24 protein-coding genes and 1 riboswitch are annotated in these 24321 nt (G+C 68.2%); of the genes, 8 read left to right on the forward strand and 16 right to left on the reverse strand.

Annotation, left to right across the window (positions count from 1 at the left end):
* Nucleotides 1-60: 60 nt before the first annotated feature.
* Nucleotides 61-810 carry an SDR family oxidoreductase gene (locus tag RDU83_04970; protein ID MDQ7840365.1) on the reverse strand — a complete coding sequence of 250 codons (750 nt, stop codon included), beginning with the start codon at nt 808-810 and terminating at the stop codon, nt 61-63.
* 101 nt (nt 811-911) lie between these two features.
* Here RDU83_04970 and RDU83_04975 point away from each other — a divergent pair, with 101 nt between their 5' ends.
* Nucleotides 912-1964 carry a DNA polymerase IV gene (locus tag RDU83_04975; protein MDQ7840366.1) on the forward strand — a complete coding sequence of 351 codons (1053 nt, stop codon included), beginning with the start codon at nt 912-914 and terminating at the stop codon, nt 1962-1964.
* Between the two features lie 49 nt (nt 1965-2013).
* Here RDU83_04975 and RDU83_04980 read toward each other — a convergent pair whose 3' ends face one another.
* The 7 genes from RDU83_04980 to RDU83_05010 form a co-directional block, all read right to left on the reverse strand.
* The gene (locus tag RDU83_04980; GenBank protein ID MDQ7840367.1) at nt 2014-2400 is read right to left on the reverse strand and encodes a type II toxin-antitoxin system VapC family toxin; all 387 of its coding nucleotides are present in this window, start codon (nt 2398-2400) and stop codon (nt 2014-2016) included.
* Entirely contained in the window at nt 2397-2627 is a 231-nt protein-coding gene (locus RDU83_04985) for a type II toxin-antitoxin system Phd/YefM family antitoxin (GenBank protein ID MDQ7840368.1), read from the reverse strand. Before RDU83_04985 ends, RDU83_04980 begins: the two co-directional genes overlap by 4 nt.
* A gap of 68 nt (nt 2628-2695) precedes the next feature.
* Nucleotides 2696-4627 carry a molybdopterin biosynthesis protein gene (locus RDU83_04990; protein ID MDQ7840369.1) on the reverse strand — a complete coding sequence of 644 codons (1932 nt, stop codon included), beginning with the start codon at nt 4625-4627 and terminating at the stop codon, nt 2696-2698.
* Nucleotides 4624-6099, reverse strand: coding sequence for a molybdopterin-binding protein (locus RDU83_04995; protein MDQ7840370.1), 1476 nt, complete (start codon nt 6097-6099; stop codon nt 4624-4626). Before RDU83_04995 ends, RDU83_04990 begins: the two co-directional genes overlap by 4 nt.
* A complete protein-coding gene (locus tag RDU83_05000) occupies nt 6096-6389 on the reverse strand; it encodes a hypothetical protein (GenBank protein ID MDQ7840371.1) in 294 nt (97 codons plus the stop codon). The genes RDU83_04995 and RDU83_05000 overlap by 4 nt, the downstream gene beginning before the upstream one ends.
* Entirely contained in the window at nt 6382-6636 is a 255-nt protein-coding gene (locus RDU83_05005) for a MoaD/ThiS family protein (protein MDQ7840372.1), read from the reverse strand. The genes RDU83_05000 and RDU83_05005 overlap by 8 nt, the downstream gene beginning before the upstream one ends.
* The gene (locus RDU83_05010; GenBank protein ID MDQ7840373.1) at nt 6633-8378 is read right to left on the reverse strand and encodes an aldehyde ferredoxin oxidoreductase C-terminal domain-containing protein; all 1746 of its coding nucleotides are present in this window, start codon (nt 8376-8378) and stop codon (nt 6633-6635) included. Before RDU83_05010 ends, RDU83_05005 begins: the two co-directional genes overlap by 4 nt.
* 47 nt (nt 8379-8425) lie before the next feature.
* A riboswitch (molybdenum cofactor riboswitch) is annotated at nt 8426-8534 on the reverse strand.
* 94 nt (nt 8535-8628) lie between these two features.
* On the opposite strand from RDU83_05010, the gene corA reads away from it, so the two are divergent.
* Together corA and RDU83_05020 are read left to right on the forward strand one after the other, a co-directional pair.
* On the forward strand, nt 8629-9615 hold the full coding sequence (gene corA / locus RDU83_05015) for a magnesium/cobalt transporter CorA (GenBank protein MDQ7840374.1): 987 nt from the start codon (nt 8629-8631) through the stop codon (nt 9613-9615).
* Nucleotides 9612-10979 carry a nicotinate phosphoribosyltransferase gene (locus RDU83_05020; protein MDQ7840375.1) on the forward strand — a complete coding sequence of 456 codons (1368 nt, stop codon included), beginning with the start codon at nt 9612-9614 and terminating at the stop codon, nt 10977-10979. The genes corA and RDU83_05020 overlap by 4 nt, the downstream gene beginning before the upstream one ends.
* A gap of 9 nt (nt 10980-10988) precedes the next feature.
* Here the strand turns inward: RDU83_05020 and RDU83_05025 are convergent, their stop codons facing one another.
* Nucleotides 10989-12341: a M20/M25/M40 family metallo-hydrolase gene (locus RDU83_05025; GenBank protein ID MDQ7840376.1), complete on the reverse strand. Its 1353-nt coding sequence runs from the start codon at nt 12339-12341 to the stop codon at nt 10989-10991.
* 13 nt (nt 12342-12354) lie between these two features.
* Nucleotides 12355-13707, reverse strand: a complete 1353-nt coding sequence (locus tag RDU83_05030; GenBank protein MDQ7840377.1) for a M20/M25/M40 family metallo-hydrolase — start codon at nt 13705-13707, stop codon at nt 12355-12357.
* Nucleotides 13708-13767: 60 nt separating this feature from the next.
* On the opposite strand from RDU83_05030, the gene RDU83_05035 reads away from it, so the two are divergent.
* Together RDU83_05035 and menC are read left to right on the forward strand one after the other, a co-directional pair.
* Complete coding sequence (locus RDU83_05035) at nt 13768-14601, forward strand: GNAT family N-acetyltransferase (GenBank protein MDQ7840378.1); 834 nt, start codon at nt 13768-13770, stop codon at nt 14599-14601.
* A complete protein-coding gene (gene menC, locus RDU83_05040; protein MDQ7840379.1) occupies nt 14598-15707 on the forward strand; it encodes an o-succinylbenzoate synthase in 1110 nt (369 codons plus the stop codon). Before RDU83_05035 ends, menC begins: the two co-directional genes overlap by 4 nt.
* A gap of 137 nt (nt 15708-15844) precedes the next feature.
* Here the strand turns inward: menC and RDU83_05045 are convergent, their stop codons facing one another.
* Nucleotides 15845-18481 carry a UPF0182 family protein gene (locus RDU83_05045; GenBank protein ID MDQ7840380.1) on the reverse strand — a complete coding sequence of 879 codons (2637 nt, stop codon included), beginning with the start codon at nt 18479-18481 and terminating at the stop codon, nt 15845-15847.
* A 59-nt stretch (nt 18482-18540) separates the two neighbouring features.
* Here RDU83_05045 and RDU83_05050 point away from each other — a divergent pair, with 59 nt between their 5' ends.
* Nucleotides 18541-18858: an iron-sulfur cluster assembly protein gene (locus RDU83_05050; GenBank protein MDQ7840381.1), complete on the forward strand. Its 318-nt coding sequence runs from the start codon at nt 18541-18543 to the stop codon at nt 18856-18858.
* A 22-nt stretch (nt 18859-18880) separates the two neighbouring features.
* Nucleotides 18881-19300 (forward strand): hypothetical protein, encoded by a 420-nt coding sequence (locus RDU83_05055; GenBank protein MDQ7840382.1) that lies wholly within the window; start codon nt 18881-18883, stop codon nt 19298-19300.
* Nucleotides 19301-19327: 27 nt separating this feature from the next.
* Here the strand turns inward: RDU83_05055 and RDU83_05060 are convergent, their stop codons facing one another.
* Together RDU83_05060 and RDU83_05065 are read right to left on the reverse strand one after the other, a co-directional pair.
* Nucleotides 19328-19795: a nucleotidyltransferase domain-containing protein gene (locus RDU83_05060; GenBank protein MDQ7840383.1), complete on the reverse strand. Its 468-nt coding sequence runs from the start codon at nt 19793-19795 to the stop codon at nt 19328-19330.
* Entirely contained in the window at nt 19792-20238 is a 447-nt protein-coding gene (locus RDU83_05065; GenBank protein ID MDQ7840384.1) for a DUF86 domain-containing protein, read from the reverse strand. Before RDU83_05065 ends, RDU83_05060 begins: the two co-directional genes overlap by 4 nt.
* A gap of 81 nt (nt 20239-20319) precedes the next feature.
* On the opposite strand from RDU83_05065, the gene RDU83_05070 reads away from it, so the two are divergent.
* Nucleotides 20320-21777, forward strand: a complete 1458-nt coding sequence (locus tag RDU83_05070; GenBank protein ID MDQ7840385.1) for a phosphodiester glycosidase family protein — start codon at nt 20320-20322, stop codon at nt 21775-21777.
* 22 nt (nt 21778-21799) lie between these two features.
* Here RDU83_05070 and RDU83_05075 read toward each other — a convergent pair whose 3' ends face one another.
* From RDU83_05075 to pth, 3 genes are read right to left on the reverse strand one after another with little or no spacing between them, the layout of a single operon-like run.
* Entirely contained in the window at nt 21800-23035 is a 1236-nt protein-coding gene (locus RDU83_05075) for an MFS transporter (GenBank protein ID MDQ7840386.1), read from the reverse strand.
* A gap of 27 nt (nt 23036-23062) precedes the next feature.
* Nucleotides 23063-23644 (reverse strand): sulfite oxidase-like oxidoreductase, encoded by a 582-nt coding sequence (locus RDU83_05080; protein MDQ7840387.1) that lies wholly within the window; start codon nt 23642-23644, stop codon nt 23063-23065.
* Nucleotides 23641-24282: an aminoacyl-tRNA hydrolase gene (gene pth / locus RDU83_05085; protein MDQ7840388.1), complete on the reverse strand. Its 642-nt coding sequence runs from the start codon at nt 24280-24282 to the stop codon at nt 23641-23643. The genes RDU83_05080 and pth overlap by 4 nt, the downstream gene beginning before the upstream one ends.
* Nucleotides 24283-24321: the final 39 nt, after the last annotated feature.

Here is a 24321-nt window from a genome sequence, read left to right on the forward strand (position 1 = left end):
TTTCTGCTTCGCTACCGAAATCCCCTCAACTGCTACCCTGGACTTTACTCAAACGATCTTCTACGCCGCCGACAGCCCGCCGTCCACCAGGAGCGCGGCCCCGCTGATCCAGGAGGCCGCGTCCGAAGCCAGGAACAGAATCGCCCGCGCCGCGTCCTCCGGCGTCCCCAGGCGGCGCAGGGGATAGGTCTGGATGACCTGCGCGCGATGCTCCGGCGTCCACGTCTCCCAGGAGTCGCGGTTCAGGTCGGTCGGCACAAACCCGGGGCAGACCGCGTTGGCACGCACGCCGTCCGGCCCGTAGCGCACGGCCAGCGAGCGCGTCAGCGCAGCGACCCCGGCCTTGCTGACGTCGTAGGCAGGTGTGCGGCCCGCGGCAGAGCGGAACGCGAGGACCGAGGATACGTTGACGATCGCGCCCCGGCTCGCGATGAGCGCCGGCAGCGCGTACCTGCAGCATAGGAATACTCCGCGGAGGTTAACGGCCATCAGGTGGTCCCAGCCCTCCGACTCCTCTTCAAGAACGGGGCGCCGATGGATCACGCCCGCATTGTTGACCAGAACGTCCAGCCGGCCGAACCGCTCGAGCACCCCGGCAACCATGCGCTGCACGTCCTCCTCGCGCGCGACGTCGGCCTCGATGAAGAGCGCGTCGTCGCCGAGCCCGGCGGCCGCCCCTCGGCCGCGCGCAGGGTCCCGTCCCGCAACCGCCACGCGGGCCCCCAGCTCCAGGGCCAGTCGCGCGGTGGCGAGCCCGATCCCGGCGGTGCCTCCGGTGACCAGCATCGTCTTTCCGTCGAACCTGATCATCTACCTTCCCTCCTCATGGCAGAAACGCGCCACCGGCATTTCCCATCCTCATGGTAGGAACGCGCCACCGAACACCGCGAACTGCCCCAGGGGGAACACCTATGCCCGGTCGCACGATCCTGCACGTGGACATGGACGCGTTCTTCGCCGCGGTTGAGCAGTTGCGGCGGCCCGAGCTGCGCGGGCGCCCTGTCGTCGTTGGCGGAAGAGGCGACCCGAGCCAGCGTGGCGTGGTCTCCACGGCATCCTACGAAGCCCGCCCTTTCGGCGTGCACTCGGGTCTGCCGCTTCGCACCGCCTACCAGCGGTGCCCGCAGGCCATCTTCCTGCCGGTGGACTTCCAGGCATACAGGGAGGTTTCCGAACGGATGCACGCGATCCTGCGTGACACCGGCGCCCGCGTGCAGTCGCTGGGCCTGGACGAGGCGTTCCTCGACGTCACCGACCTTCCGGAACCGGGCGAGGCCATCGCCCGGGCCGTCCAGGAACGCATTGCCTCCGAGCTGCTGCTGACGGCGTCGGTCGGCGTGGGACCGAACAAGCTCGTGGCCAAGATCGCCTCCGGCCTCAACAAGCCGGCCGGCCTGACCGTGATCCCCGACGGAGACGTGGAAGCGCGCCTCGCGCCGCTTCCGGTCACGACCCTGTGGGGCGTCGGGCCCAAGACCGCCGAGCGGCTGCAGCAGGGTTTCGGGGTGAAGACCGTGGGCGACCTGGCCGGACTCCCGGAGGAACGGCTCCAGGAGGAGTACGGGCCGCGGCTGGGCGCCTACCTGCACCGCATCGCCCGCGGCATTGACGAGAGCCCGGTGCAGACCGAGTGGGAACCCAGGTCGGTCAGCCGGGAGCACACCTTCCAGGTGGATCTGCGCCGGCTCGAGGCGATGCGCGAGGCGGTCGCGCGCCTGGCCGGCCGGGTCGCGGACGACTTGAGGGAGCAGGGCTACAGTGCCGCAACCATTACGCTGAAGGTCAGGTTTGCCACGTTCCGAACAGTATCGCGCTCACTCACGCTGCCGGCTGCGATAGACGACCGTGCCGCGCTGGCGGAGGTCGCGGTGGCCCTTCTCGACAAGGTGGTCGTGGACCGCCCAGTGCGCCTGCTGGGAGTGAGAGCAGCGAAGCTTGCGCCGGCGGCTACCCCAGCGCCCTGATGGCCCACCTCGACTGCCACAAGTCCACCCCCTGCTCAAGTCTCTGGTCCTACCAGATGACCTCCACCGGGTACTGCGCGAGTTGCGGGTCGGCGCTGAGTATAGGCATCTCCTCAACGACCGCCTGAGCCACGAGCATCCGATCGAATGGGTCGCGGTGCAGGGACGGGAGGCCAAAGACCTTCAGGGCGTGTCGGATGTGCACGGGCAGCACCTGGAACGCATTGACGGCAACCTGCTCCGCGACGAAGCGCTCAGGGTCGCCAGGCAACACGATTCTTCCCGCTCCGGCCTTGATCGCCAGTTCCCACGCGCTGGCTGCGCTGAAGAATACATCGTTCTGCCCGTCTATGAGGAGGGCGCGCGCGCGTCCAGATAGACGCCCGTCGTCGCAGATCCACCAGAGGAATGCATGGGTGTCGAGGAGCAGCTTCACTCCTCGAAGCTCCTGAGGATCTCCTCCGGCAGCGGGGCGTCGAAGTCGGGGGACACGTGCACCTGTCCCCGCGCGCTCCCGGGGATCCTCCGGGCTGGATGTGCCGCGACCGGTACGAGCCGCGCAACGGGCTTGCCGGCCCTTGCGATGATGATCTCCTCACCCTGCATGACCCGGTCGAGCAACTTCGAGAGATGGGTCTTGGCCTGGTGGACGTTGAAAGCCATGGCTCTCACCGGCCTAATAGTGAACTAAGTCCTGGACTAAGTCAACTGACGCGGAGGGACCGCGACTGCTATGGCAGAACCTGGATTCGCGTGCCGGTTGCCGACAAATCGTACCCGCCCAGGGCGGCCACTGCGGCCTTGAACTCGTCGCGATCCAGGACATCCAGCACGCGACGGACCGGCGGTGAGGCCATGTGCTCTTCCGGAATCGCCAGGTCGAACCGCTCGCGCGCCACCGGAACGAACTCCAGCCCCATCGCCCGTGCCGCGGCCAGGATGCCGAGCCCTGCATCGGCCGCACCCGAGGCAACGGCCGCCGCAGTGGCCATGTGGGTGTAGACCTCGCGGTCGTAGCCGCAGATCTGGTGGGGGGCCAGGCCGCAGCGGCGCATCTCGTAGTCCAGCAGCAGCCGTGTGCCGGCGCCGCGTTGCCGGTTGACGAAGCGCACATCAGGCCGGGCGAGATCGGCGATGCTCCCTATGCGCTTCGGGTTGCCGGGCCGGACCATCAGCCCCTGCTCCCGGTGGGCCAGCGTGACCAGCACCACCGCGCGACCCGGCAGGTACTGGCGGACGTAAGGAACATTGTACTCGCCGGTGGTCTCGTCCAGCAGGTGTACGCCCGCCATGTGCGCCTCGCCGCGGCTGAGCGCCAGCAGCCCACCCAGGCTCCCCACGTGCGCCGAGGTGAGCGAGGCGCCCGGATCCACGCGGTGCAGGAAGTCGGCCAGCACGTCCAGCGCCACGTCGTGGCTGCCCACTACTAGGACCGCGGCCTCGATCGCGGCCCTGGGGCGCCGTAGTTCGATCTCCACCTCTTCGCCGGCCTCAATGCCCTCGCTGGTCCGCGGGATAACCAGCATCCCGTCCGCCCGCACCAGCGAGGTCACCAGCCCTGCACCCCGGCCCAGCGGCGCGGCCACCATTCGGCCGCCCACCCTGCCTGCGGTCACGCGCACGAACTCATCCACTCCCAGCGTGGAGTGCACCTTGCGCACCAGCGTCGCACAGAGCCGGTCGCGCTCGGGCGGCACGATGCCCAGCAACGCGTACACGACCGGCTTGGCAAACAGGTCAAAGGTGAGCATGGCGGAGACCGGGTACCCGGGCAGGCCGATGGCCGGCCGGTTACGCACGATCCCCAGGATCACCGGCTTGCCGGGCCGGATCGCCACGCCGTGCACGAGCACCTCGCCCAGCTTCTCGAAGACCAGGGCGGTGTGGTCGCGCTCGCCGGCTGATGCGCCCGCATTGACCACCAGCAGGTCGCACCCGGTCACCGCCTCGATCGCCGCCTCGATCGCCGCACAGAGACGGTCGGGATCGTCGGGCACAATGGTGTGGCGGCGTGCCTCACCGCCCCAGCCAGTTGCCTCCGCGGCCAGCATCGCGGTGTTGAACTCGGGAACCTGACCAGGGCGGAGCACTCCGGCGGCATCTGCCACCTCGTCGCCCGTGGGGATGAGCACCACCCTCGGCCGCCGCCGGACCATCACCGCTGCCACACCAGCGGCCACCATCGCGCCCACGTCCACGGCGCGGATGAGATGGCTGCTGGGAAGGAGCAGTTCGGTTGCGATGATGTCCTCCCCGACAGACCGAACGTGCTGCCATGGCACGGCAGGCGCCAGGATCTCAACCGCGCCACCCACGTCGCGGATCTCCTCGACCATGACCACCGCGTCCGCGCCCTCGGGCATCGCATCGCCGGTGTTGACCGTCACGAAGCGATCCGGGGACAGCAGGATCGGGGTGGTCTCCGAAGCCCCGAAGGTGTCCTCCGCGCGTACGGCGATCCCGTCCATCCCTGCCGCGTGGTAGTGCGGCACGGAACGCGCAGCACAGACCGCCTCTGCCGTGACGCGGCCGCACGCTTCGGCCGTGCCAACCGCCTCGGCCGGCGTCGGCGCCAGCAGCCCGCGCGATCGCAGCGTCGTGATCCAGCGCGAGAGCGCTTCCTCCAGGGGAAGATCGGTCAGGTAGACACGCCTGCCGGTCACGAGGTCAGGATCTCCGCCACCACCTCTTCGCCGGATTCGATTCCCTCTACGGCCTCAGGTATCATCGCGAGCCCGTCCGCTCCCACCATGGTGGATATCAATCCCGACTTCCCCAGGATGGGTTCTGCCCACACGTCGCCGTCGCGATGCTGCAGCGTGACGCGGAGGTAATCTGTCCGCCCGGGCGCGGAGGCGACGCGGCGGGTGAGTCGGGCCCTCACAGATGGGAGGGGATCGGGTCGCCGCCCCAGCAGCCGGGCGATCATCTCGCGCACGAAGACGTGAAACACCACCAGCACCGTGGTGGGATGACCGGGCAGGCCCACGACAGGCGTCTGACCGCACAGTCCCAGCACGGTCGGCTTACCGGGCTTCATGGCCACCCCGTGCACCAACACCCCGGGCGGTCCCAGCGCCGCGATCGCGCGGGCAACCTCGTCGCGGAGCCCGATCGAACTGCCCCCTGAAACCAGGATAAGGTCGGCCCGCTCCTGCGCCGCGCGCAGTACGGCCAGCAATGGCTCAAGCCGGTCGGGAACGATCCCGCAGAAGACCGGCTCCCCACCTTCGGCCAAGACCGCCGCGGAGAGCGCCGGGCCGTTGATGTCGCGAATCTGGCCTGCCTCGGGCGTTTGCTCGGGCGGGATCAACTCATCGCCGGTCGAGATGATGGCCACGCGCGGCCGGACCGCAACCTCCACCTGCGCGATCCCTAGGCCGGCAAGCAACCCTATCTGAGCTGAGCGCAGGACGGTTCCCGCGGGCAGCACGACCGCGCCGCGCCGCGCGTCCTCACCGGGCCTGATAACGTTCTCACCCGGGCCCACCGGTCGGCGGACCTCGATCTCCGCTGCGGCCAGCTCCTCCGTGTGCTCGACCATCACCGCTGCGTCGGCGCCCGCAGGCAGGATGCCCCCGGTCGGGATGCGGGCCGCTTGGCCCGGACCGAGCGTGAGCACCGGGAGTTGGCCCATCAGGATCTCCCCGGCGACCGTTAGGTAGGCGGGAAGGCCCTCGCTGGAACCGAAGGTGTCGGCGGCGCGCACCGCGTAGCCGTCAACGACCGAGCGTGGAAACGGTGGCAGATCCTCGGGGGCGACGACGCTTGCCGCAAGCACGCGCCCGCATGCCGCGGCAAGCTCGGCCGGCGCGGTCCGCGGCCTGGGAGGGGCCCACGCCTCCAGGAACCGTGCCCTGGCCTGGGCCACCGTGCGGATGTGTAGGAACTCCCGCACCGGCGCGCCACCGGCGATCGGTGGGAACGCGCCTATCTCGTCGCCCGGCTGCAATACGTAGGAATCCTCCCTGGCGATCCCGCCGACGAATACCTTGCGCACGGTCCCGGCAGGAATGCCGAGGTGCGCGATGAGGCCACCTACGGTTGTACCCTCGGGGAGGTCTACCTCAAGGGCCTTCCTTCCGCCCGGAACCAGACCCTGGAGCGTCGCGTAGAGCCGTACCGTGACGATCACGGTGGGTCCGTCACCTTGGGGAAGTACTGCCGGTAGAGCAGCGCCATGTCGCGTCCAAATACCGCCAGGCGGTCCCCGGGCCGCACGCGCCGGCCGACGGCCGAGTACTCGCCGTTGAGGAAGAGGTGGCTGACCTCCTCGGACGCTATTCCGATCTCCCCCAGGATCTCAGCGATGGTGCTCCTATCACGCACGGCGACCTGTCTGCGCACCGCCTGAAACGGCGACGGGGCGCCGAACCGCTTCTGCAGCGCCCCGTAGACGTGCACGTCCACCGCATCACTAGACATACAGCATCCTCATATCCGGCGGGAAGAGCCCTACCCTGTCTCCGCTCCGAACGGTCTGGTCCAGGGCCGCGGGATCGTAGCGGCCGTTGACGAAGATGTTGCTAACGGCTTCCCGTCCAACTCCAAGCGCCTCGATCACCTGGGCGACCGTGCCTTCCGACAGATCAACCCAGGTGACCGAAGGCCTGTGCACCCCCGACTGCGCGGCCAGTCGCCGCAGCCGTCCGTACAGGTGAACCTCAATCAATAGGCGTGCACCTTGTCCAGGTCCTCATCCGTCACGTCGAAGGTGGTGTTGTGCGGCGGGAGCGGCTCGTACTTCATGAACTCGGGCAGGCGGTCGTGCGCCTTCGTGAATCCGGCCGCCTCGTTGAAGCCGCGCTCGGCCTTCAGGACCTCAATGCCCAGCAGCCCGATGTCGTTGACCGTCCAGTTCGTGCCCAGCACCGCCGCGCACGATTCAACCATCCCCTCCAGGCCTTCAGGGATGTCCATCACCGCGAAGGCATCGAACAGGCAGTACCCGCTCGTGTCAATGAACGCGGTGGCCGACTGCCACGCGCGGGACAGCTCGGCCTTCTGGGGATTGAACGGGTCGGCCTTGCCTCCCACGCTCAGGATCTCTGGGGCGATCGTGTACCCCGCGGTGTGGTCGGCCCCCATGGTGCTGGTGGCGTAGGTCACGCCGATGCCCTTGACGACCCGGGGCTCGTAGGCAGGCATCGCCTGGCCCTTGACCGTCGGCACGCGCACCACGCCGAACGCCTTGCCGGTGAACTCGGTGCCGTTGCCGATAATGCGCCCCAGCGGCGTGCCGTGCCGCACGTCCTCGTGGATCAACTCCTTGGCGCCCTGGGCATCCCCGAACTCGAGCAGGCCGCCCTCCATGGCCACGGCAATGGCGGCGCCCGCCTCGATGGTGTCCACGCCGACGTCGTTGCATGCCCAGATCAGGTCGGCGATGTCGTCCAGGTTGCCGATCCCGCAGTTGGCGCCCAGCGCCCACACCGATTCGTACTCCATCACCGACGTGTGGAACTTGCCGTCGGGGTACGGGAAGATGTTCGAGCACTGGATGATGCAGCCGGGATGGCAGGGGTGCCCGGTGGTGCCGACGCCGCCCCGCTTCTGGATGATCTCGCGGGCGGCCTCGCCGCTGATCTGGCCGGTCATCTCGAACCGGCCGCTGCTGAAGTTACGGGTGGGATAGCCGCCGGCCTCGTTCATAATGTTGGCCAGGACGTTGGTGCCGTAGGTGTTGAGCGCGCCTTCCTTCTTGGTGACATCGTGCTTGAGCGAAGCCTCGGTGAGCTTCTTGATCGCCGCCCTGAAGCGTTCCTTGTCTGCGATGGCAACCCCCGGGCCGCCGGTGTCGTCAATCACTATCGCCTTGAGACCCTTGGCCCCCATGACCGCGCCCATTCCCCCGCGCCCTGCGTAGCGGCCCGCGGAGTTCTCCGGATCGTTGATGCAGATGCCGGCGTTCGTCAGGCGGTACTCCCCGGCCGGACCTATCCCGATAACCGCAACGCCCTTGCCGTGGCGCTCCCACAAGGTGCGGCAGACCTCGTACATCCCCTTGCCCACCAGATCGGTCGCCGGAAGGAACTCCGCGCCGTCCTTGTTGATCTTGAGCAGCCAGAACTGCCCGGCCTCCTTGGGATGGCCCTCGATGATGATCCCCTTGATGCCGAGGCGGGCGATCTTCTGGGAGGACAGCCCCCCGGCGTTGGACTCCTTGATCGTCCCGGTCAGCGGGCTCTTGCCGCCGAACGACGTGCGGCCGGAAGTGGGCGCCGCGGTACCGCTGACGATCCCCGGCGCGATGACGAGCTTGTTGTTGGGTCCCAGGGGGTGGCAGTTGGGCGGGACCTCTCGGGCCGTAACCATGGTGGTGAAGCCACGACCTCCCCAGAGCCGGTAGGGCTCGGGAACCTCCTCGAACGCGGCCTTCAGGTCGGTCATGTTGACCCGCAGCAGCTTGCTCATCGGACTCTCCCCTCCCCTCCCTTGCTCAGAATGAAAACAGGAGGCCACCCGCATTGGGGTCGCCTCCTTTGCATACGGCAGGCGGGGGAGTTGCCCCCCTCACCCTATCGCCCGCACCTCCCAGGGGGATAGCGCGGATCGGAGACGGCTATTGTAGCGCACCTGGCCTATTCGCGGCCGAGCGCGGTTCCTCCTGGTCCGCCGGGGGCCCTGCAAGGAAAGCCCCCCCGCGGGCCGAACCTACATCCCGATGCCTGCATTCCGTCCTGCCACGCAGATACTGGTCTTCCGCGGCTCGGAGACCATCACCGACCCTCCGGAGTCTCTCGACTCCCTCCGGGGGCGCGAGGGTCAGGCCCTGTGGATTGACCTCTCGCACCCCACGGCCGAGATGATGGTGCCCATCGCCGACACCTTTGGGCTGCACCCGCTGGCAGTCGAGGACGCGCTCAAGCGCCGGCAGCGGCCCAAAGCCGAGGAGTACGAAGGGTTCCTGTTCATCACCACCCATGCCGCGCGGCTCCGCGGGGCGCAGGGGCACGACGTGGCCCTGGACGAGATTGACGTCTTCTTCGGTGCGGGCTTCGTCATCACCGCCCACAGCGGCGCGGCACCTGTGCTGGATGAGGTTCGGAGGCGGCTGGCGCTGGCCCCGCCTGATCTGCGCAGCAAGGAGGGTTACCTCCTCTACACGATCCTCGACGCCGTGGTGGACTCGTACTTCCCGGTGCTCGATGCCCTGGACGACTACGTCGAGCGCCTCGAGGACACCCTTTTCAAGGGGCCAAAGCAGCGGACGATGGACCAGCTCTTCGCCGTGAAGCGCGCGCTGCTGCACCTGCGGCGCGTCGCCGCGCCGCAGCGCGACATGATGAACCTGTTGCTGCGGCACGACTCGCGGTTGATCGGCGCGCCGCTACGCGCGTACTTCCGCGACATCTACGACCACCTGCTGCGCATCACCGAGCAGATAGATACTCACCGCGACCTGCTGGCCGGCGCGCTGGACATCTACCTCAGCATCGTGAGCAACCGGCTGAACGAGGTCGTTAAGGTGCTCACGGTGATCACCGCGGTCTTCGCCTCGCTGGCGGTGATCTCTGGAATCTACGGGATGAACTTCGAGCGCGCCTATCCGCCGTTCGGCTGGCGGTATGGGTTCATCACCGCGCTGGGGTTGATGGCCGCGAGCGTGCTAACGATGCTGGCGGTCTTCCGCCGGCTACGATGGCTATGAGCGGACCCACGGTCTCACCCGGCTTCGGCTACGTCACCCCGGACAACATCGCCCTGCTCGTTGATCTCTACGAGCTGGCCATGGCGGACAGTTACCTGCGCAACGACATGAACGGCCGGGCGACGTTCGCCCTGTTCGTCCGGTCCCTGCCCCCGTCCCGCGCGTTCCTGGTAAGCGCCGGGCTGGAGACGACCCTGGCCTGCATCGAGACGCTGCGCTTTGGGGACGAGGCGATCCGCTACCTGCGCGGGCTGCACCTGTTCAGCGAGCAGTTCCTGGAGTACCTATGCGACTTCCGCTTCACCGGCGACGCGCGCGCGATCCCCGAAGGCGAAGTGTTCTTTCCACCCGAGCCCCTGCTGGAGATCAGCGCGCCCCGCATCGAGGCCCAGATCATCGAGACGCTCCTGCTGAACACGCTGAACTTCCAGGTGATGGTTGCCAGCAAGGCGGCCCGGTCGGTGCTGGCCGCCCGAGGCCGCGGGGTGGTGGACTTCTCCCCCCGGCGCGACCACGGCGCCGACGCCGCGCTGAAGGCCGCGCGGGCCGCCTACATCGCGGGCTGCACCGGCACCTCGAACGTGCTCGCGGGCATGATGTACGGGATCCCGGTCGTGGGGACGATGGCGCACTCGTATGTCATGTCCTTCTCGGATGAACTCGAGGCCTTCCGCGCGTTCGCGCGCGACTTCCCCAACAACGCCGTGCTGCTCATTGACACCTACGACACGATGCAGGGCGTGGAAAACGCAATCACGGTCGGCCGTGAGATGGCCTCCGCGGGCGCGCTCCTGCGCGGCGTGCGCATAGACAGCGGAGACCTGACCGCGCAGAGCCGGGCTGTGCGCGCGGCGATGGACGCGGCCGGGCTGCGCGAGACGCAGATCTTCCTGAGCGGAGACCTCAACGAGTACCGCATCGCCGAGATGCTGGCGCAGGGCGCGGCTGCGGACGCCTTCGGCGTGGGCACCGAGATGGGGACCTCGGCGGACGCGCCCAGCATCGGGGGTGTCTACAAGCTGGTTGAGGACGAGAAGGGCTATCGGATCAAGTTGAGCACAGGCAAAGCTACTCTGCCCGGTCGAAAGCAGGTCTGGCGCCGCCACGATCCCGAAGGAGTACCATCCGGCGATCTGCTGGCGCTGCATGACGAGCCCGGACCGCCCGGCGCCACGCCGATGCTGATCCCGGTGATGCAGGCAGGCAGCCAGATCCTGTCCGAGTCCCTTGTGGAGATCCGGCAGCGCTGTACCGAGCGGCTGGTGGCGCTGCCTGAGGAGCTGAAGCATCTCGATGACGGCGCGGCCTACCATGTGGCCCTGAGCCCGCATCTGACGGCGCTGCGCGAGCGGATGCAGGCTTAGGCGCCGAATCTACGGCCGGCCGGCGAATCGCTCGATGACGCGCGCAATCAGGTAGATCGTCTCCTCGAAGTCCGCCAGCCGGATGTTCTCATCCGGCGCATGGGCACGGCTGCCCCAGTACGATCCTCCGACGCTCACGACCGGGACTCCCAGCGCCGCGCCCAGGTCGTACATCGGCCCGGTGCCGGGAGAAGTGGGGTACAGCTTGACCTCGCGGCCGGTGGCCTCCCCGGCCACCCCCGTCACGAGTGAGACAAACGGGTCGTCCAGGTCGGTGCGGTAGGCGCGCTCGCCTCCCAGCAGCGACGCCGTGATCTCTATCCCCAGCTTCTTGAAGTGCGCCTCCACCAGGGCTGCGATCTCGTCGGGGTCCTGGTCGGGTACCAGCCGGAAGTCCACCTTGGCGCGTGCGCGGCGCGGCAGCACGGTCTTCGAGCCCTCCCCTGTGTAGCCGCTGTCCAGGCCGCACACCGTGCAGGTGGGCTGGTAGAGAAGCCTCATCACCGCGTCGAAACCGGTCGCCCCTCCGATGAATCGCTCCACGCCGACGTGCGCCTTGAGCTCGGGCTCATCAAAGGGAATCTTGCGCGTGGCCTCGATCTCGCGCGCGCTGGGCTCCCTCACGCGGTCGTAGAAACCCTCCACCAGGACGCGGCCCGTGACCGGATCCTTCAGGGAAGCCAGCGCCCAGGCCATTCGGTTCCCGGCGCCCTCCACGACAGCGCCCAGCGACGAGTGAAGATCCCGGCTCGTGGCGTGCAGCTCCAGGTCGAGGTAGCATATCCCCTTGATGCCGGTGGTGATCTGCAGCCGCTCCTTGAGGTCGCGCTGCCCGGATTCCCAGATGCAGGCGTCGGAGCGCAGCGCGTCCGCGTGCGCCTTCACGTATGAACCGAAGTTGGGCGATCCGATCTCCTCCTCGCCCTCGACCAGGAACTTCACCCGGCAGGGCAGCCGGCCGTGGGCGGCCTTGAGTGCCCGCACCGCGGCCAGGCGTGTGACCAAGTCTCCCTTGTTATCGGCGACGCCGCGCGCGTAGAGACGGCCGTCCCGGACCACCGGCTCGAACGGCGGCGAAGTCCATTCGCCGAGCGGATCCGCGGGCTGAACATCGTAGTGGTCGTAGAACAGAAGCGTGCGCTCTCCCTCGCCGGGGAACTCGGCGATCACGATCGGGGCGGCGTCTCCCTCCTGATGGAGAGCGACTGTGGCGCCGGCCTCCTCGAAGGCGCCGCGGACCAACGCCGCGCATGCGGCTACCCCCTCGCCGGTGGCAGCCACGCTCGGTTGGCGGAGCATCGTGCGCAGGACCTCCAACGCGGGATCGGTGTGCTCTCTGGCGATGTCTCGCAGCGACGGCATCAGGGCCTCCGTACTATGATTCGAGCGCGAAACGCTCCAGCACGTGCGCGATCATGACGATCGTTTCCTCGAAGTCGGCAACCCGGATGTGCTCGTCCGGCGCGTGGGCGTTGCAGCCCCAGTAGCCGCTCCCAATGCTGAGAATCGGCACGCCCAGCAGATTCCCTACGGGGTGCATCGGCCCGGTGCCCGCCGAGGTGGGAAGGAGCACCGTCTCGCGGCCGGTGGACGCGCGGACCGCGTCCACGACCGTTCGCACGAAGGGATGGGAGAGATCTGTCTGGAAAGCAAGCTCGCCCCCCAGAGGCTTGATGGCACAATCCGCAAACCCGGAGCGATCGAGATGGGCGCGCAGGAGCCCTACGATCTCCTCGGGGTCCTGGACGGGCACCAGCCGGAAGTCAATCTTCGCCCGGGCCCTGCGGGGCAGCACGGTCTTCATTCCGCCTCCGGTGTAGCCCGCCTCAAGTCCGCAGACGGTGCAGGTAGGCTCAAAGAGCAGGGCCCGCAACGCATCCCCGCCGGTGCGCCCGCCGATGAAGCCGCGGACGCCCGCGTGCACCTGCATCTGCCCCTCTTCAAAGGGCACATCTCGGGCGGCGGCGACCGCTTCGGCCCGCGGGGCTTTCACCCTGTCGTAGAACCCCGGGATCAAAATGCGGCCGGTGGCGTCGCGCAGCCCGGCGACAGCCCACGCCAGACGGGTGGCGGCCCCTTCCACGACGGCGCCCAGCGACGAGTGGAGATCCCGGCTGGCGGCGGTCAGCTCAAGCTCGACGTAGCAGATGCCCTTTACCCCGGCGATGACGTTCATTCGTCCGGCCGGGTCCCGATCGCCGTACTCCCACACGCAGGCATCGGCCCTCAGCCGACCGCGCAGGCCGGCGACGTAGGAGTCGAAGTGCACCGACCCGATCTCCTCTTCACCCTCAACCAGGAACAGCACGCTACAGGGAAGCCCGCCCGAGGTATCGCGCAGCGCCCGCAGCGCCGCCACCCGCGTGACAAGGTCGCCCTTGTTATCGCTCGTACCCCGTCCGTAGATGCGGCCGTCGCGCACCGTGACCTTGAATGGCGGAACCGTCCACTCATCGAGAGGCTCTGCGGGCTGCACGTCGTAGTGGTCGTAGAACAGGAGCGTCCGGTCGCTCCGCCCTGCGAACTCAGCCAGGACCGCGGGTGCGGCGCCGGGGAGGCGCTGTATCTCGGCCGTTCCTCCGGCGGCCTCGAACAGGCCACATACGGCCGTTGCCGTCTCCTCCAGCCCCTGCCCCTGGGCGGCTACGCTGGGCAGCCGGACAAGGCCGTCGAGGAGGTCAATGTGCTCGGTCAGGTGGGCGGCGGCGTGTGCGCGGAGGACATTCATAGGAGTTACAGGAAGAGTTCTGGCCGTCCCCGGCGAACCCTTCTCAATCGTGAAGCAGACATGACGGAAATCGCCATCAAGACCATCAAGGACATCGAGTCGTTCCGGCGTATCGAGGCGCTCCAGATCGAGATCTGGGGGATGCCCGAGCGCGACGTCGTGCCGGTGCACCAGTTGCAGGCGGCGTCCGGTGCCGGCGGCGCGGTGATCGCTGCGATCGGTGCCGACGGTGATTTTATCGGTTTCTGCTACGGCTTTGCCGGATGGCGCGATGGCCGGCCGCTCTTCTACTCGCACATGGCCGGCGTGCTGGGGGGCAGGCAGTTGCAGGAGGTAGGGTTCCGGCTGAAGTGCGCCCAGCGCCAGGCCGCGATCGCCATGGGATACGACCGCGCCGTCTGGACGTACGACCCGCTCCAGAGCGTGAACGCGCGGTTCAACATGCACAAGCTGGGGGCCACCGCCTGTCGCTATCACGTCAACTACTACGGCGACATGCCCGACGAGCTGAACCGCGGTGTGGAGAGCGACCGGATCGAGGTGGACTGGGAGCTGCGCTCTCCCAGGGTTCGGGCCGCGACGTCGGGCCGGGCCGCGGATCGCGTGTGGCCGCAGGCGCCGCACGCGCTGCGGGCAGAACCGGAAACCGGAGCGCCGGGTGATCCGGTGCCCGGGCTCGAGGCACCGGTGGTCCTCCTGGAGATCCCCACCGACTTCCCGGACATTCGGGTGCGGGACCAAGGCCTGGCCCAGGCGTGGCGGCTGGCCAGCCGTGAGGCGTTTCTACACTACTTTGGTCGCGGGTACCGGGCGGTAGACTTCCTCCTGCACCGCGGCGAACGGCTCAGGGGCGAGTACGTGCTTTCACAAGAGACCCACGAGGAGGAGCCATGAAGATCGAGGCAGTTGAACTGCGCCAGATCGAGATGAGGCTGCGCGCGCCGTTTGAAACCTCTTTTGGGCGCGAGGAGGACAAGGTCTGCCTGCTGGTTCGCGTGCAGGCCGACGGCCTGGAGGGTTGGGGCGAGGTGCCGGCCGGCATCGCCCCGCTCTACAACGAGGAGACCTCCGACACCGCGTGGTCTGTGCTGGAACGGTTCCTCATACCGCCGCTGCTTGGAATGCAGGTCCCCCGACCGCAGGCGTTCGCCGCCGGCGCCGTCCACATCCGCCGCCACCACATGGCCAAGGCCGGGCTGGAGGCCGCGCTCTGGGACATCGCGGCACAACGGCAGGGACAGCCGCTGTCGCGGCTGTTGGGCGGCGAGCGCGCCACGGTGCCGGTGGGCGTCAGCCTGGGAATCGAGCCGACGGTGGACGCCCTGCTTGAGCGCGTCGCCGACTACCTGGGTCGGGGCTACGGGCGCATCAAGATCAAGATCAAGCCGGGCTGGGACATCGAGCCGACTCGCCGCATCCGCGAGCAGTTCGGGGAAATCCTTCTCCAAGTGGACGCCAACTCGGCCTACGATCTGGCCGATGCCGCAACCTTCAAGGCGCTGGACGCCTTCAACCTGCTGCTGATCGAACAACCGCTGGCCGAGGACGACATGGTGGACCACGCGGCGCTGCAGGCACAACTGCGGACACCCATCTGTCTGGACGAGTCCATCGTACACGAGCGCGCGGCCAGGGCGGCCCTGCAGCTCGGAGCGTGCCGGGTCATCAACATCAAGCAGGGCCGGGTCGGCGGACTATCGGCGGCGGTGGCGATCCACGACCTGTGCCGTGCGCAGGGAATCCCGGTCTGGTGCGGCGGGATGCTGGAAACGGGCATCGGCCGGGCAGCCAACCTGGCCCTCACGTCGTTGCCCAACTTCGCGCTGCCGGCCGACCTTTCGGCCAGCGACCGCTACTTCGCGGAGGACCTTATTGACCCCCCCGTCACGCTCAACACCGACGGGACGATAACGGTACCCACCGGCGTCGGCCTGGGCGTGCATATCGTGCCCGAGCGCGTCGAGAGGCACACGGTGCGGATGGCCAGGTTCACGGCGTAGCGATAGCAGAGCTAATCCCCCAGCACCGGTGGCGGCATCACCGGCACCGCGATAGATCAACCAGTCCGCCCGCGTGCCGGCGAAGTTGCTGGGAACCGCCTGGTCAGGCGGGCCGGTGAGAGGTCCTCGCCATCAGATCACCTGGTCCGTGTGAGCGCGCGCAGTTGTTCCAGGATTCGCCCCAGCCGCTCGATCTGCTGGCTGTAGCCGGCCAGGTCGCCGGCCCGCAGCCGTTCCTGCGCCAGGCGGTAACTCTCCATGGCCTCCTCGACCAGCGCCCGGACCTCGGTGCCGGCTTCCACGGGCGCGCGGGGAGACGCCGGCCCCGACCCGCCCGCCGGCGCGCCACCGAACAGCTCGGCCAGCGCGGCTTCCAGTGTTGGTGCCATCACGATCCGGGCGCCGCTGGCGGCGATCACGCGCTTCAGCTCGGGCATCTGGCTGCGCTCGGCCTGGAGGAAGAGCGGCTCGACATAGAGGAGGCCGTCCTCGATCGGGATCACCAGCAGGTTGCCGCGGATCACCTGCGAACCCAGTTGGTTCCACAGGGTCAACTGCTGGGAGATGAAGGGATCCTGGTTTATCCGCGCCTCCACCTGCATCGGCCCGAAGACAACGCGCGCCTTGGGGAACCGGTAGACGATCAACTCGCCGTAGTGCGGCTGGTCGTTGCGGGCGGCCATCCAGGCGATCATGTTGTCCCTTCCGGCCTGGACCATCGGCAGCATGAGCACGAACTCGGGCGCGGTGCCCTCGGTCAGCCGCATCGTCACGTAGTAAGGCTCGACCCACACCGCCTCCTTGCCCAGCAGCTCGCGCGGGATCGCCCACACGTCCTCCTTGTTGTAGAACACCTGCGGGTCGCGCATGTGAAACGTGGCGTAGACCTGCGCCTGGAGCTCGAACAGGTCCACGGGATAGCGCAGGTGGGCGGCGAGCTCCGGCGGCATCTGGCCCGCCGGTCTGAACAGGTCGGGGAAGATCGCGGCCAGGGTGCGGGCAATCGGCTCGTCGGGGATCATCTGGTAGAAGGCCACGGAGCCGTCATACGCGTCCACCACGACCTTGACGCTGTTGCGCATGTAGTTGACGTCGCCGTACCGCGTCGCGTACGGGTAGCGGTCGGTGGCGGTGTAGGCGTCAATGATCCAGAACAGCCGGCCGTCGGCAAGCACCAGGTAGGGATCGCGGTCGTAGCGGAGGAACGGCGCGATGCGCCCCACGCGCGTAGTGATCTGTCGGGCGAACAGCAGCCGGCTGTCCCCTCCGATGTCGGTGGATAGCAGCAGCTTGGCATCGCCGAACCGGTAGGCCAGGGCCAGGCGTGCCAGATAGCCCAGCTTTATCCCTCCCTGCCCGGCGTAACGCACGTAGACGTTCTCGTCCCCGCGCGGGTAGTCCAGCTCGCGGACGTTGGTGTTCACCACGACGTAGTCCGTGGTCAGCTCACCGTAGTAGATCTCCGGCCTCGAGATCGCCAAGCCCGGGACCGTCTCGGGTGGGATGTCCTTGACCAGGAACTCGGGCATCCCCTCCGGCGAGACGCGGTTGACCGGTGACATCACCAGGCCGTAGCCGTGAGTGTAGACCAGGTGCTGGTTGACCCAGGTACGCGCCTGGGGCGTCATCCGGCCGGTGGCCATCTCGCGCGCGGAGAGCATGACCTGCCGCTGTGCGCCGCCGATCGTGTAGCGGTCTATGTCTACGTCGGAGAAGGCGTAGTACTGTCGCAGCGCCTGCAACTGCCCGTAGGCCCGCAGCAGCGGCCGGTAATCCCACAGGCGCACGTTCTCCACCGTGGCGCGGTTGCGGACGATCGCGGCGGCATCGAGCGGCGCGATGTGGAACTCGCGCTCACGCACACGGTCCAGGCCGAATCCCCGCAGCGTGCCCGCGATGGCGTGGCGGATGAACGGCGTCTCGGCGGTGAGCTCGTTGGGACGCACGCGCAGCGCCTGCACCAGACCCGGGTACACTACAAGGCCCCCGGCCCAGGCCACGACGATCAATACAACTGTCCAGATCGCCAGGCGCACCGTGCGCAGCCAGGCGTTGGCGATCAGCAGCAACCCACACGCCGCAAAGAGCACGGTCAGCACGCGCAGTGCCGGGAGTACCGCGTGGACATCGGTGAACGCAGCGCCCAGAACCGGCCCTCGTGACGAGTACAGGAGATCGAAGGCGTCCAGATGGAACCCCCAGCCGCGCGCCAGCACCGCCGCCCCAAGCAGCACCGAGAGGTGCACCCGCACCCCCATGGGCGCCAGAGATACCCCACGCAGCATCATGCGGCCGTGGACCGCACCGTACCCGGCGGCGACGCCGGCGGTGATGACCACGAGCCAGGCGAAGAGACCATCGGCCAGCATGCGGTAGACCGGCAGGCGGAAGACGTAGAAGCCCACGTCGCGGCCGAAGAGCGGGTCGGTCTCGCCGAACGGCCGGGCGTGCAGGAACTGCTGGACGGCCACCCACTCGCGCGAGGCCGACAGGCCGGCCAGCACCGCGACCGCCGCCAGGGCCCACCCCCACCACCTGCCGCGGCTGCTCCCCCAGGCCGCGAGTACGGACCGCAGGTTGACGAACGCCAGCAGCCACACCGCAGCCGCGACCGCGAGCGTCATCGCGACCCTCGATAGGAACGGCACCCAGAAGACCCGCAGGTAACCGACCTCGGCGAACCAGAGCCAGTCGGTGTACCAGCGCGCGATCGCCGGCCCCACCACGAAGAACACGGCGATCGCGATCCACAGTGCCAATCGCATCCGTCGCATGCGTCAGACATCCCCTTCCCGGTTTGACTGCCCCTCTGGGGGGCGATACGATATTCGCGATGGACGAGCCGATTACCCGCGAGCAGGCCATCGAGGTGCTCAAGACCGTATTCGATCCCGAGATCCCGGTGAATGTCTGGGACCTCGGGTTGATCTACGACCTTCAGGTGGACGACGGCAACGTCGCCGTCAAGATGACGCTCACCGCGCCGGGGTGCCCGGTCGGCCCGCAGATCGCCGCGGAGATCGAGGAGAAGATGCTGGCCGCCGGCGCGAAGCACGCTCCCGTCACCTTCGTGTGGTCCCCGCCGTGGACCACGAAGAGGGTGACGCCCGATGGTAGGCTGCAGCTTCAGATACTCGACATCCCGGTCTGACCCGGGATCAGGAGTGTGTCCCATGAAGCGCCAAGCCCTGGTGCTCGCCCTGCTCCTGGTGCCCGCTATGCTCCTGGCCGCGGCGTGCGGCCGCGGCGACCGGCTGGGCGACCTTCCTTACTTCCCGGGATCCACGCACGTCGGCAGAGCGTCTTCTGTTAGCGAGGCGCACGGGTTTCCCAGGTCGAAGTGGGAACAGATCGAACTGCGCAGCGCCGCGCCCTATGATCAGGTGCGGGAGTTCTACGCGAAGCTGACAATCAGCGGGTGGACGTCCACCTTCGAGAGCGAGACGCCCAAGAGCGCGGGCAGGGTGTACTACCGGTTCCTGGCTGACGCCAAGCGCAGGCAGTTCTACGTCGTCACCGTGGAGGAAAGGCAGGCGTCGCGTATGGTGGCGATCCTGTTGTGGCGCGGCCTGGCCACGGCGGCCCCACGGTGATGTCCCGCGCTCGACGCGCCGTCACCGTCATTGTGCGCGACCCGGGGCCCTGGAACCCAACAGGTCTCGTAGCGACTCGCGCAGCAGGCAGGCCATGTCCATGGCCTGTAAACATGTCGCCTCGACGAAGGCCAGGCGCCGTGCTTCGTCTCGTGAGTGAACGACGCGCCCGCGCAAAGCGGCCATCCGCAGGCCGAGCGGGGCATCGTTGAGCAGTACCGCATCAATCGGCAGGCCCGCGGCCGCCTCCAGGCGGCATGCGAGATCGAGCTGCAGGGGCAACATGCCCGCGTCCGGGCAGCGCTCCGGATCCAGGAAGACGGCCACGTCAACGTCCCCAAAGGCCCGGTCCTCGACGAACGAGCCGAACACATAGGCGAAGAGGACGGCGCCTTCCGCGGCCAGGCTCTTTGCAACACGGACCAGCACGCGCTCGCGGTCAGATGCCGCAAGGTCGTGATGCTTCAGCGTACCAGTCCGCGGCTCTTCCTTCATGGCAACTCACCGCTTGAAGAAAGAACGTGAGCCCCGACGGCGGCCAGGAACGCCTCCAGGTCGCCCAGGTCCTGGCGCATGAGGTGATGCAACCGCCGGTCATCCACCCGGCCGTAGCCGTGGACAAGGAGGTTGCGAAGCCGCGCCAGGGCCGCAAGGCGGGTGGCCAGGGAAGCATCCACAATCCCCAGCTCCCCGAGCAACTGGAAGCAACCGGGGTAGCTCTCTGAGACACGCCCCTGGCGGGCAACCAGATGGTTGCAGATGGTCGCCGCGGCTTCTACCACCACGGTCAGGCTGTACCGCGCGGCCCTGACCTTTTCGGCATCGGTGGAGAAGGTCTCCACGGACAGGACCGAGTAGGCGCGCAGCATCTCGCTCTCGCGCCGGATATCGGCGCTGCGGCTGCGGATCATGTCCAGGTTGATGGGCAGAGAGGTCATGCTATCCCCCCGCGAAGATCTGCTGCTGCCTATCCTAGCAGATGGCTTCCGCCCTGCAGAGGGGAGGCACCGAGTTACCACATGGCGATCTCCGGCAGGATTCGTGGCGCAGGACGCCTAAAGCGCCGTTGCATGCGACGCGACCTGCTCGCCCTGGGCCTCTCAACCTGCCTCCTGCTCGCGGGACGCCTCCCGCCTGCCGACGCGACCGACCATCCTGCCCGGGTACTCGATCTCCGCTGGCACCGGACCGGCGAGGCGACGGGCATCACCGTACGGCTCTCCGCGCCTGTGCGCTACCGCGCCGCTGCCTCCTCGACGGTCATCACGCTCGATCTGTGGAAGGCCGCGGGAGAATCAGAGCGCACCGTCGCCGTCGGAAGTGGCGTCGCGTCCTCGATCAGTCTGCGCCGGCTCACCCCCGAGGTCACGCGACTGACGATCCTCCTGCGTCGGCCGGCCCGGTTCAAAGTCTTCGCGCGCGACGATCGCCTCGTGGTCACGGTCTTCCCCAGTTGGAAGGGAGCCGTCGCGCTCCCGAAGGGCGTGGCATACAGGTCGCTCCGCGTCGCCACCGGCGCGGGTCGCGCGCGGGCTCACGTGGTAACGATAGACCCGCGCGCCCCTGGGATCGAGATCAGGTCGGCGCTCGGCGGCGGCGCGGTCGCCGCGACCGAGACCACCAGCACGGCAGCTACCCGGCTGGAGGCTGCGGCCGCCATCAACGGTAACTACTACTCGCGCGCGGGCCTGCCGCTGGGACTGGTCGTGCTTGACGGGCGCATCCTGTCGGCACCCCTACCTCGGCGCACGGCCTTTGGCGTGGACGCCGCGGGCCGGCCATGGATCGGCCCCGTGGAGTTCGGCGGGCGGCTCGTAACCGACACCGGAATGGAGGTCCCGATCTCCGCGGTCAACCGGCCGCCGCGCGCGAGCGGGATCGCTCTGTACACGCCGGAGTTCGGGCCGCAGACCCCGCCGCAGGCGCTGGTGGCGATCGTGCGCGGTGGCCGGATCGCCGCCTTCAGCAACGGGCGCCCGGCCATCCCTTCCGATGGCTACGCGCTCGCGGCGGCGGCCTCCCAGCAACACTTCCTGACCAACCTCGTACGGGAGCAGCGCGTCACGGTGCAACTGGCGCTTGAGCCGGGCGGCCTCCGCCACGCCCTACAGGGCGGCCCGCGTCTGGTACGGGCCGGGGCGGTCGAGGTCCCATACGCCTGGGAGGGATTCGGCAGGTGGTTCGCCATGGCGCGGACCGCCCGGTCGGCAATCGGCATCGCGAGGAACGGCACGGTGCTCTTCGTCACGGTAGATCGAAGGGCCGGCCGTCGCGGCCGCCTGGAGAGCACAGGAATGAATCTCTTCGAGCTGGCGTCGCTGATGCGCTCGCTCGGCGCGCGCGATGCGGTGAACCTGGACGGAGGCGGATCCGCGACGCTCGTGGTGGGCGGACGCGTGGTCAGCGCTCCACCCCGGGCCGGTGAGCGCCGGGTGTCCGCGATGCTGGTCGCGCGGCACCGAACGGCGGAGCGGTAGCAGGCAGGCCCGCGAGGAAATCCTACAGCCTGGCGATCCTGGGCGATGCAATCGCCAGCAGGCCGACCAGGACCACAACCACCGCCCCGCCCAGCGCCAGGGTCAGCGGCACGCCTACCACGCCGGCCAGGGCGCCCAGCGGCAGCGTGCCCAGTGAAAGCATCCCAAACGTGACCATGCCGTAGAGCCCCATTATCCGCCCACGCTGGTCGGGGGCCACGCTGGTCTGCAACAGCGTGTTGGCCGCGGCCATTGCCACCGCCTGACTGGTGCCGACCAGCACCAACAGCCCCATTGAGGCGGCGAACCACGGTGAGAGCGCGAACAGCACCACGATGGCGCCGGTCGCCATCGCCGCCACCACCAGCAGCTTGCCCTTCTGCGCCGCCTCGCCGATCGCGCCCAGCAGGAACACCGCCAGGATGGTGCCGACTCCGGGCGCGGCCTGCAGCAGGCCCAGCCCGGAGGGGCCGACGCGCAGCACCTCGCGGGCCAGCGTGGGCATCAGGCGGATGTAGGGACGGCCGAAGAAGTTGATCGCCGCGACGATCCCCAAGATCGCCATCAGGTGCCGGTGGCGGATGAGCAGCCCGATCCCCTGCCGGATATCCTCCCCCACCGATTCTCGCCTCCAGGCGTTAGCCGGCAGCACGTCCATCAACCAGAGCGCCGTCAGCACGGCGATGTAGCTTGCGGCGTTGGCGAAGAAGCAGCCCGCGACGCCGACCGTGGCGATCAGCACCCCGGCCAGCGACGGGCCGAAGATGCCGGAGCCGTTGAACGCCATCGTGTTCAAGCTGACCGCCTGCATCAACTGGCGCTCTCCCACCAGGGACGGTACCAGCGACTGCCTGGCCGGCATATCGAAGGAGTTGGCGAGTGAGTTGAAGGCGCCGATCGCCAGGATCTGCCACACCTGGATGCGCCCCGAGATCGTCAGCAACCCCAGCAGGGCCGCGGAGATCATCGTGGCGGCGTTCGTCCACAGCAGTATTCGGCGGCGGTCGAAACGATCGGCCGCCACGCCGCCCAGGAAGGCGAAGAGCAGCCGCGGAACGGCCTGGCTCAGCCCCAGCAGGCCGAGATAGATGGGGTCCTTCGTGATCTGGTCAACCAGATAGCCGAGCGCGGTGAACTGCATCCACGACCCGGTGTTGGAGACGAGCAGACCGGTCCAGAGCAACCGGAAGTTGCGCTGGCGAAGCGGCGCAAAGACCTCGCGTCTTCCTGCGGGCCGCACGGCCGCGGAGTCAGACAACGCGATGGCCCGCCTTGCGGGGCGAGTTCACCACGGCGGTGAGTAACGCTCCTCCTTCCAGGGATCGCCGTGCATGTGATACCCGTTGCGCTCCCAGAACCCGGCGCGGTCCTCGGCCATCAGTTCGATGCCGCGCACCCACTTGGCGCTCTTCCAGAAATAGAGGCGCGGAATCACCAGGCGTAGGGGCCATCCGTGTTCCGGGGTCAGGTCTGCGCCGTCGGCGCGGTAGGCGAAGAAGGCATCGTCGGAGAGTAGGTATTCCAGGGGCAGGTTCGTCTCAAACCCCGCCTCGGCGTGGACCATGACGAATCGCGCCTCCGGGCGGATCCTCACTAGATCCAACACCGTTCGGGCAGGAACCCCCTCGAACGTCATTCCGAGGCGGCTCCACGTGGTCACGCAGTGGATGTCGCATGTGATCGAGGCGGTGGGCAGGGCGCGAAACTCCTCGTATGAGAGCCGTACCTGTTCCTCGACCAGGCCGAAGATTCGGAAATCCCAACCGGCGAGATCAAGTCGGGGCACATCGCCATAGTGGAGCACGGGCCATTTATCGGTGATGCGCTGTCCGGGTGGAACACGCTCCTCGGAACGGTGCACCATCATCCCTCACTCCCCTTCGCCGCGCCCTGACCGACGGCACCCTGGCCGACGGCACCCTGACCCGCTCCATCTGCCGAGCGCTTCGGGTTACAGAGGCGCATGGCCGCATCCACGCCCTCGACCGCCCACAGTCTCACGCCCTCAGCAGCGAGGGCGACTGCCTCGTCAATCAGGACGCGCTCGTCTGCACCAGGCCGCTGAAGCACGAACTCCGCCGGATCCTGACCCGCCGGAGGCCGGCCGATGCCCACACGCACGCGGGCGAAAGCCGTAGTACCCAGGGCTTCGATGATCGAGCGGAGGCCGTTGTGTCCCCCGTGGCTTCCCTTCTCCCGTACCCGCACGGCGCCGACCGGAAGATCGAGGTCGTCCACGATCACCATCAGGTGCTCCACCGGCACGCGGTGGCGCCGTCGAAGGTCGGCGACGGCCGTACCGCTCACGTTCACGTAGGTCTCCGGCCGGGCGAGCATCACGCGCCGGCCGCCAATCGTGCCTCGCCCCACCAGCGCCCATCCGTCCTCGGTCGCAATGGAGATGCCGTGGGCGCCGGCGAGCGCCTCCAGTACTTCCCACCCGGTGTTGTGCCGGGTGCGGCGGTACCGGCGTCCAGGATTGCCCACTCCCACGATCAGTCGCATATGACCTCTCGCATCTGATATGCAAACAGGGGCGCCGGG

It is taken from the genome of bacterium, from assembly GCA_031082185.1.
Lineage (GTDB): Bacteria > Sysuimicrobiota > Sysuimicrobiia > Sysuimicrobiales > Humicultoraceae > VGFA01.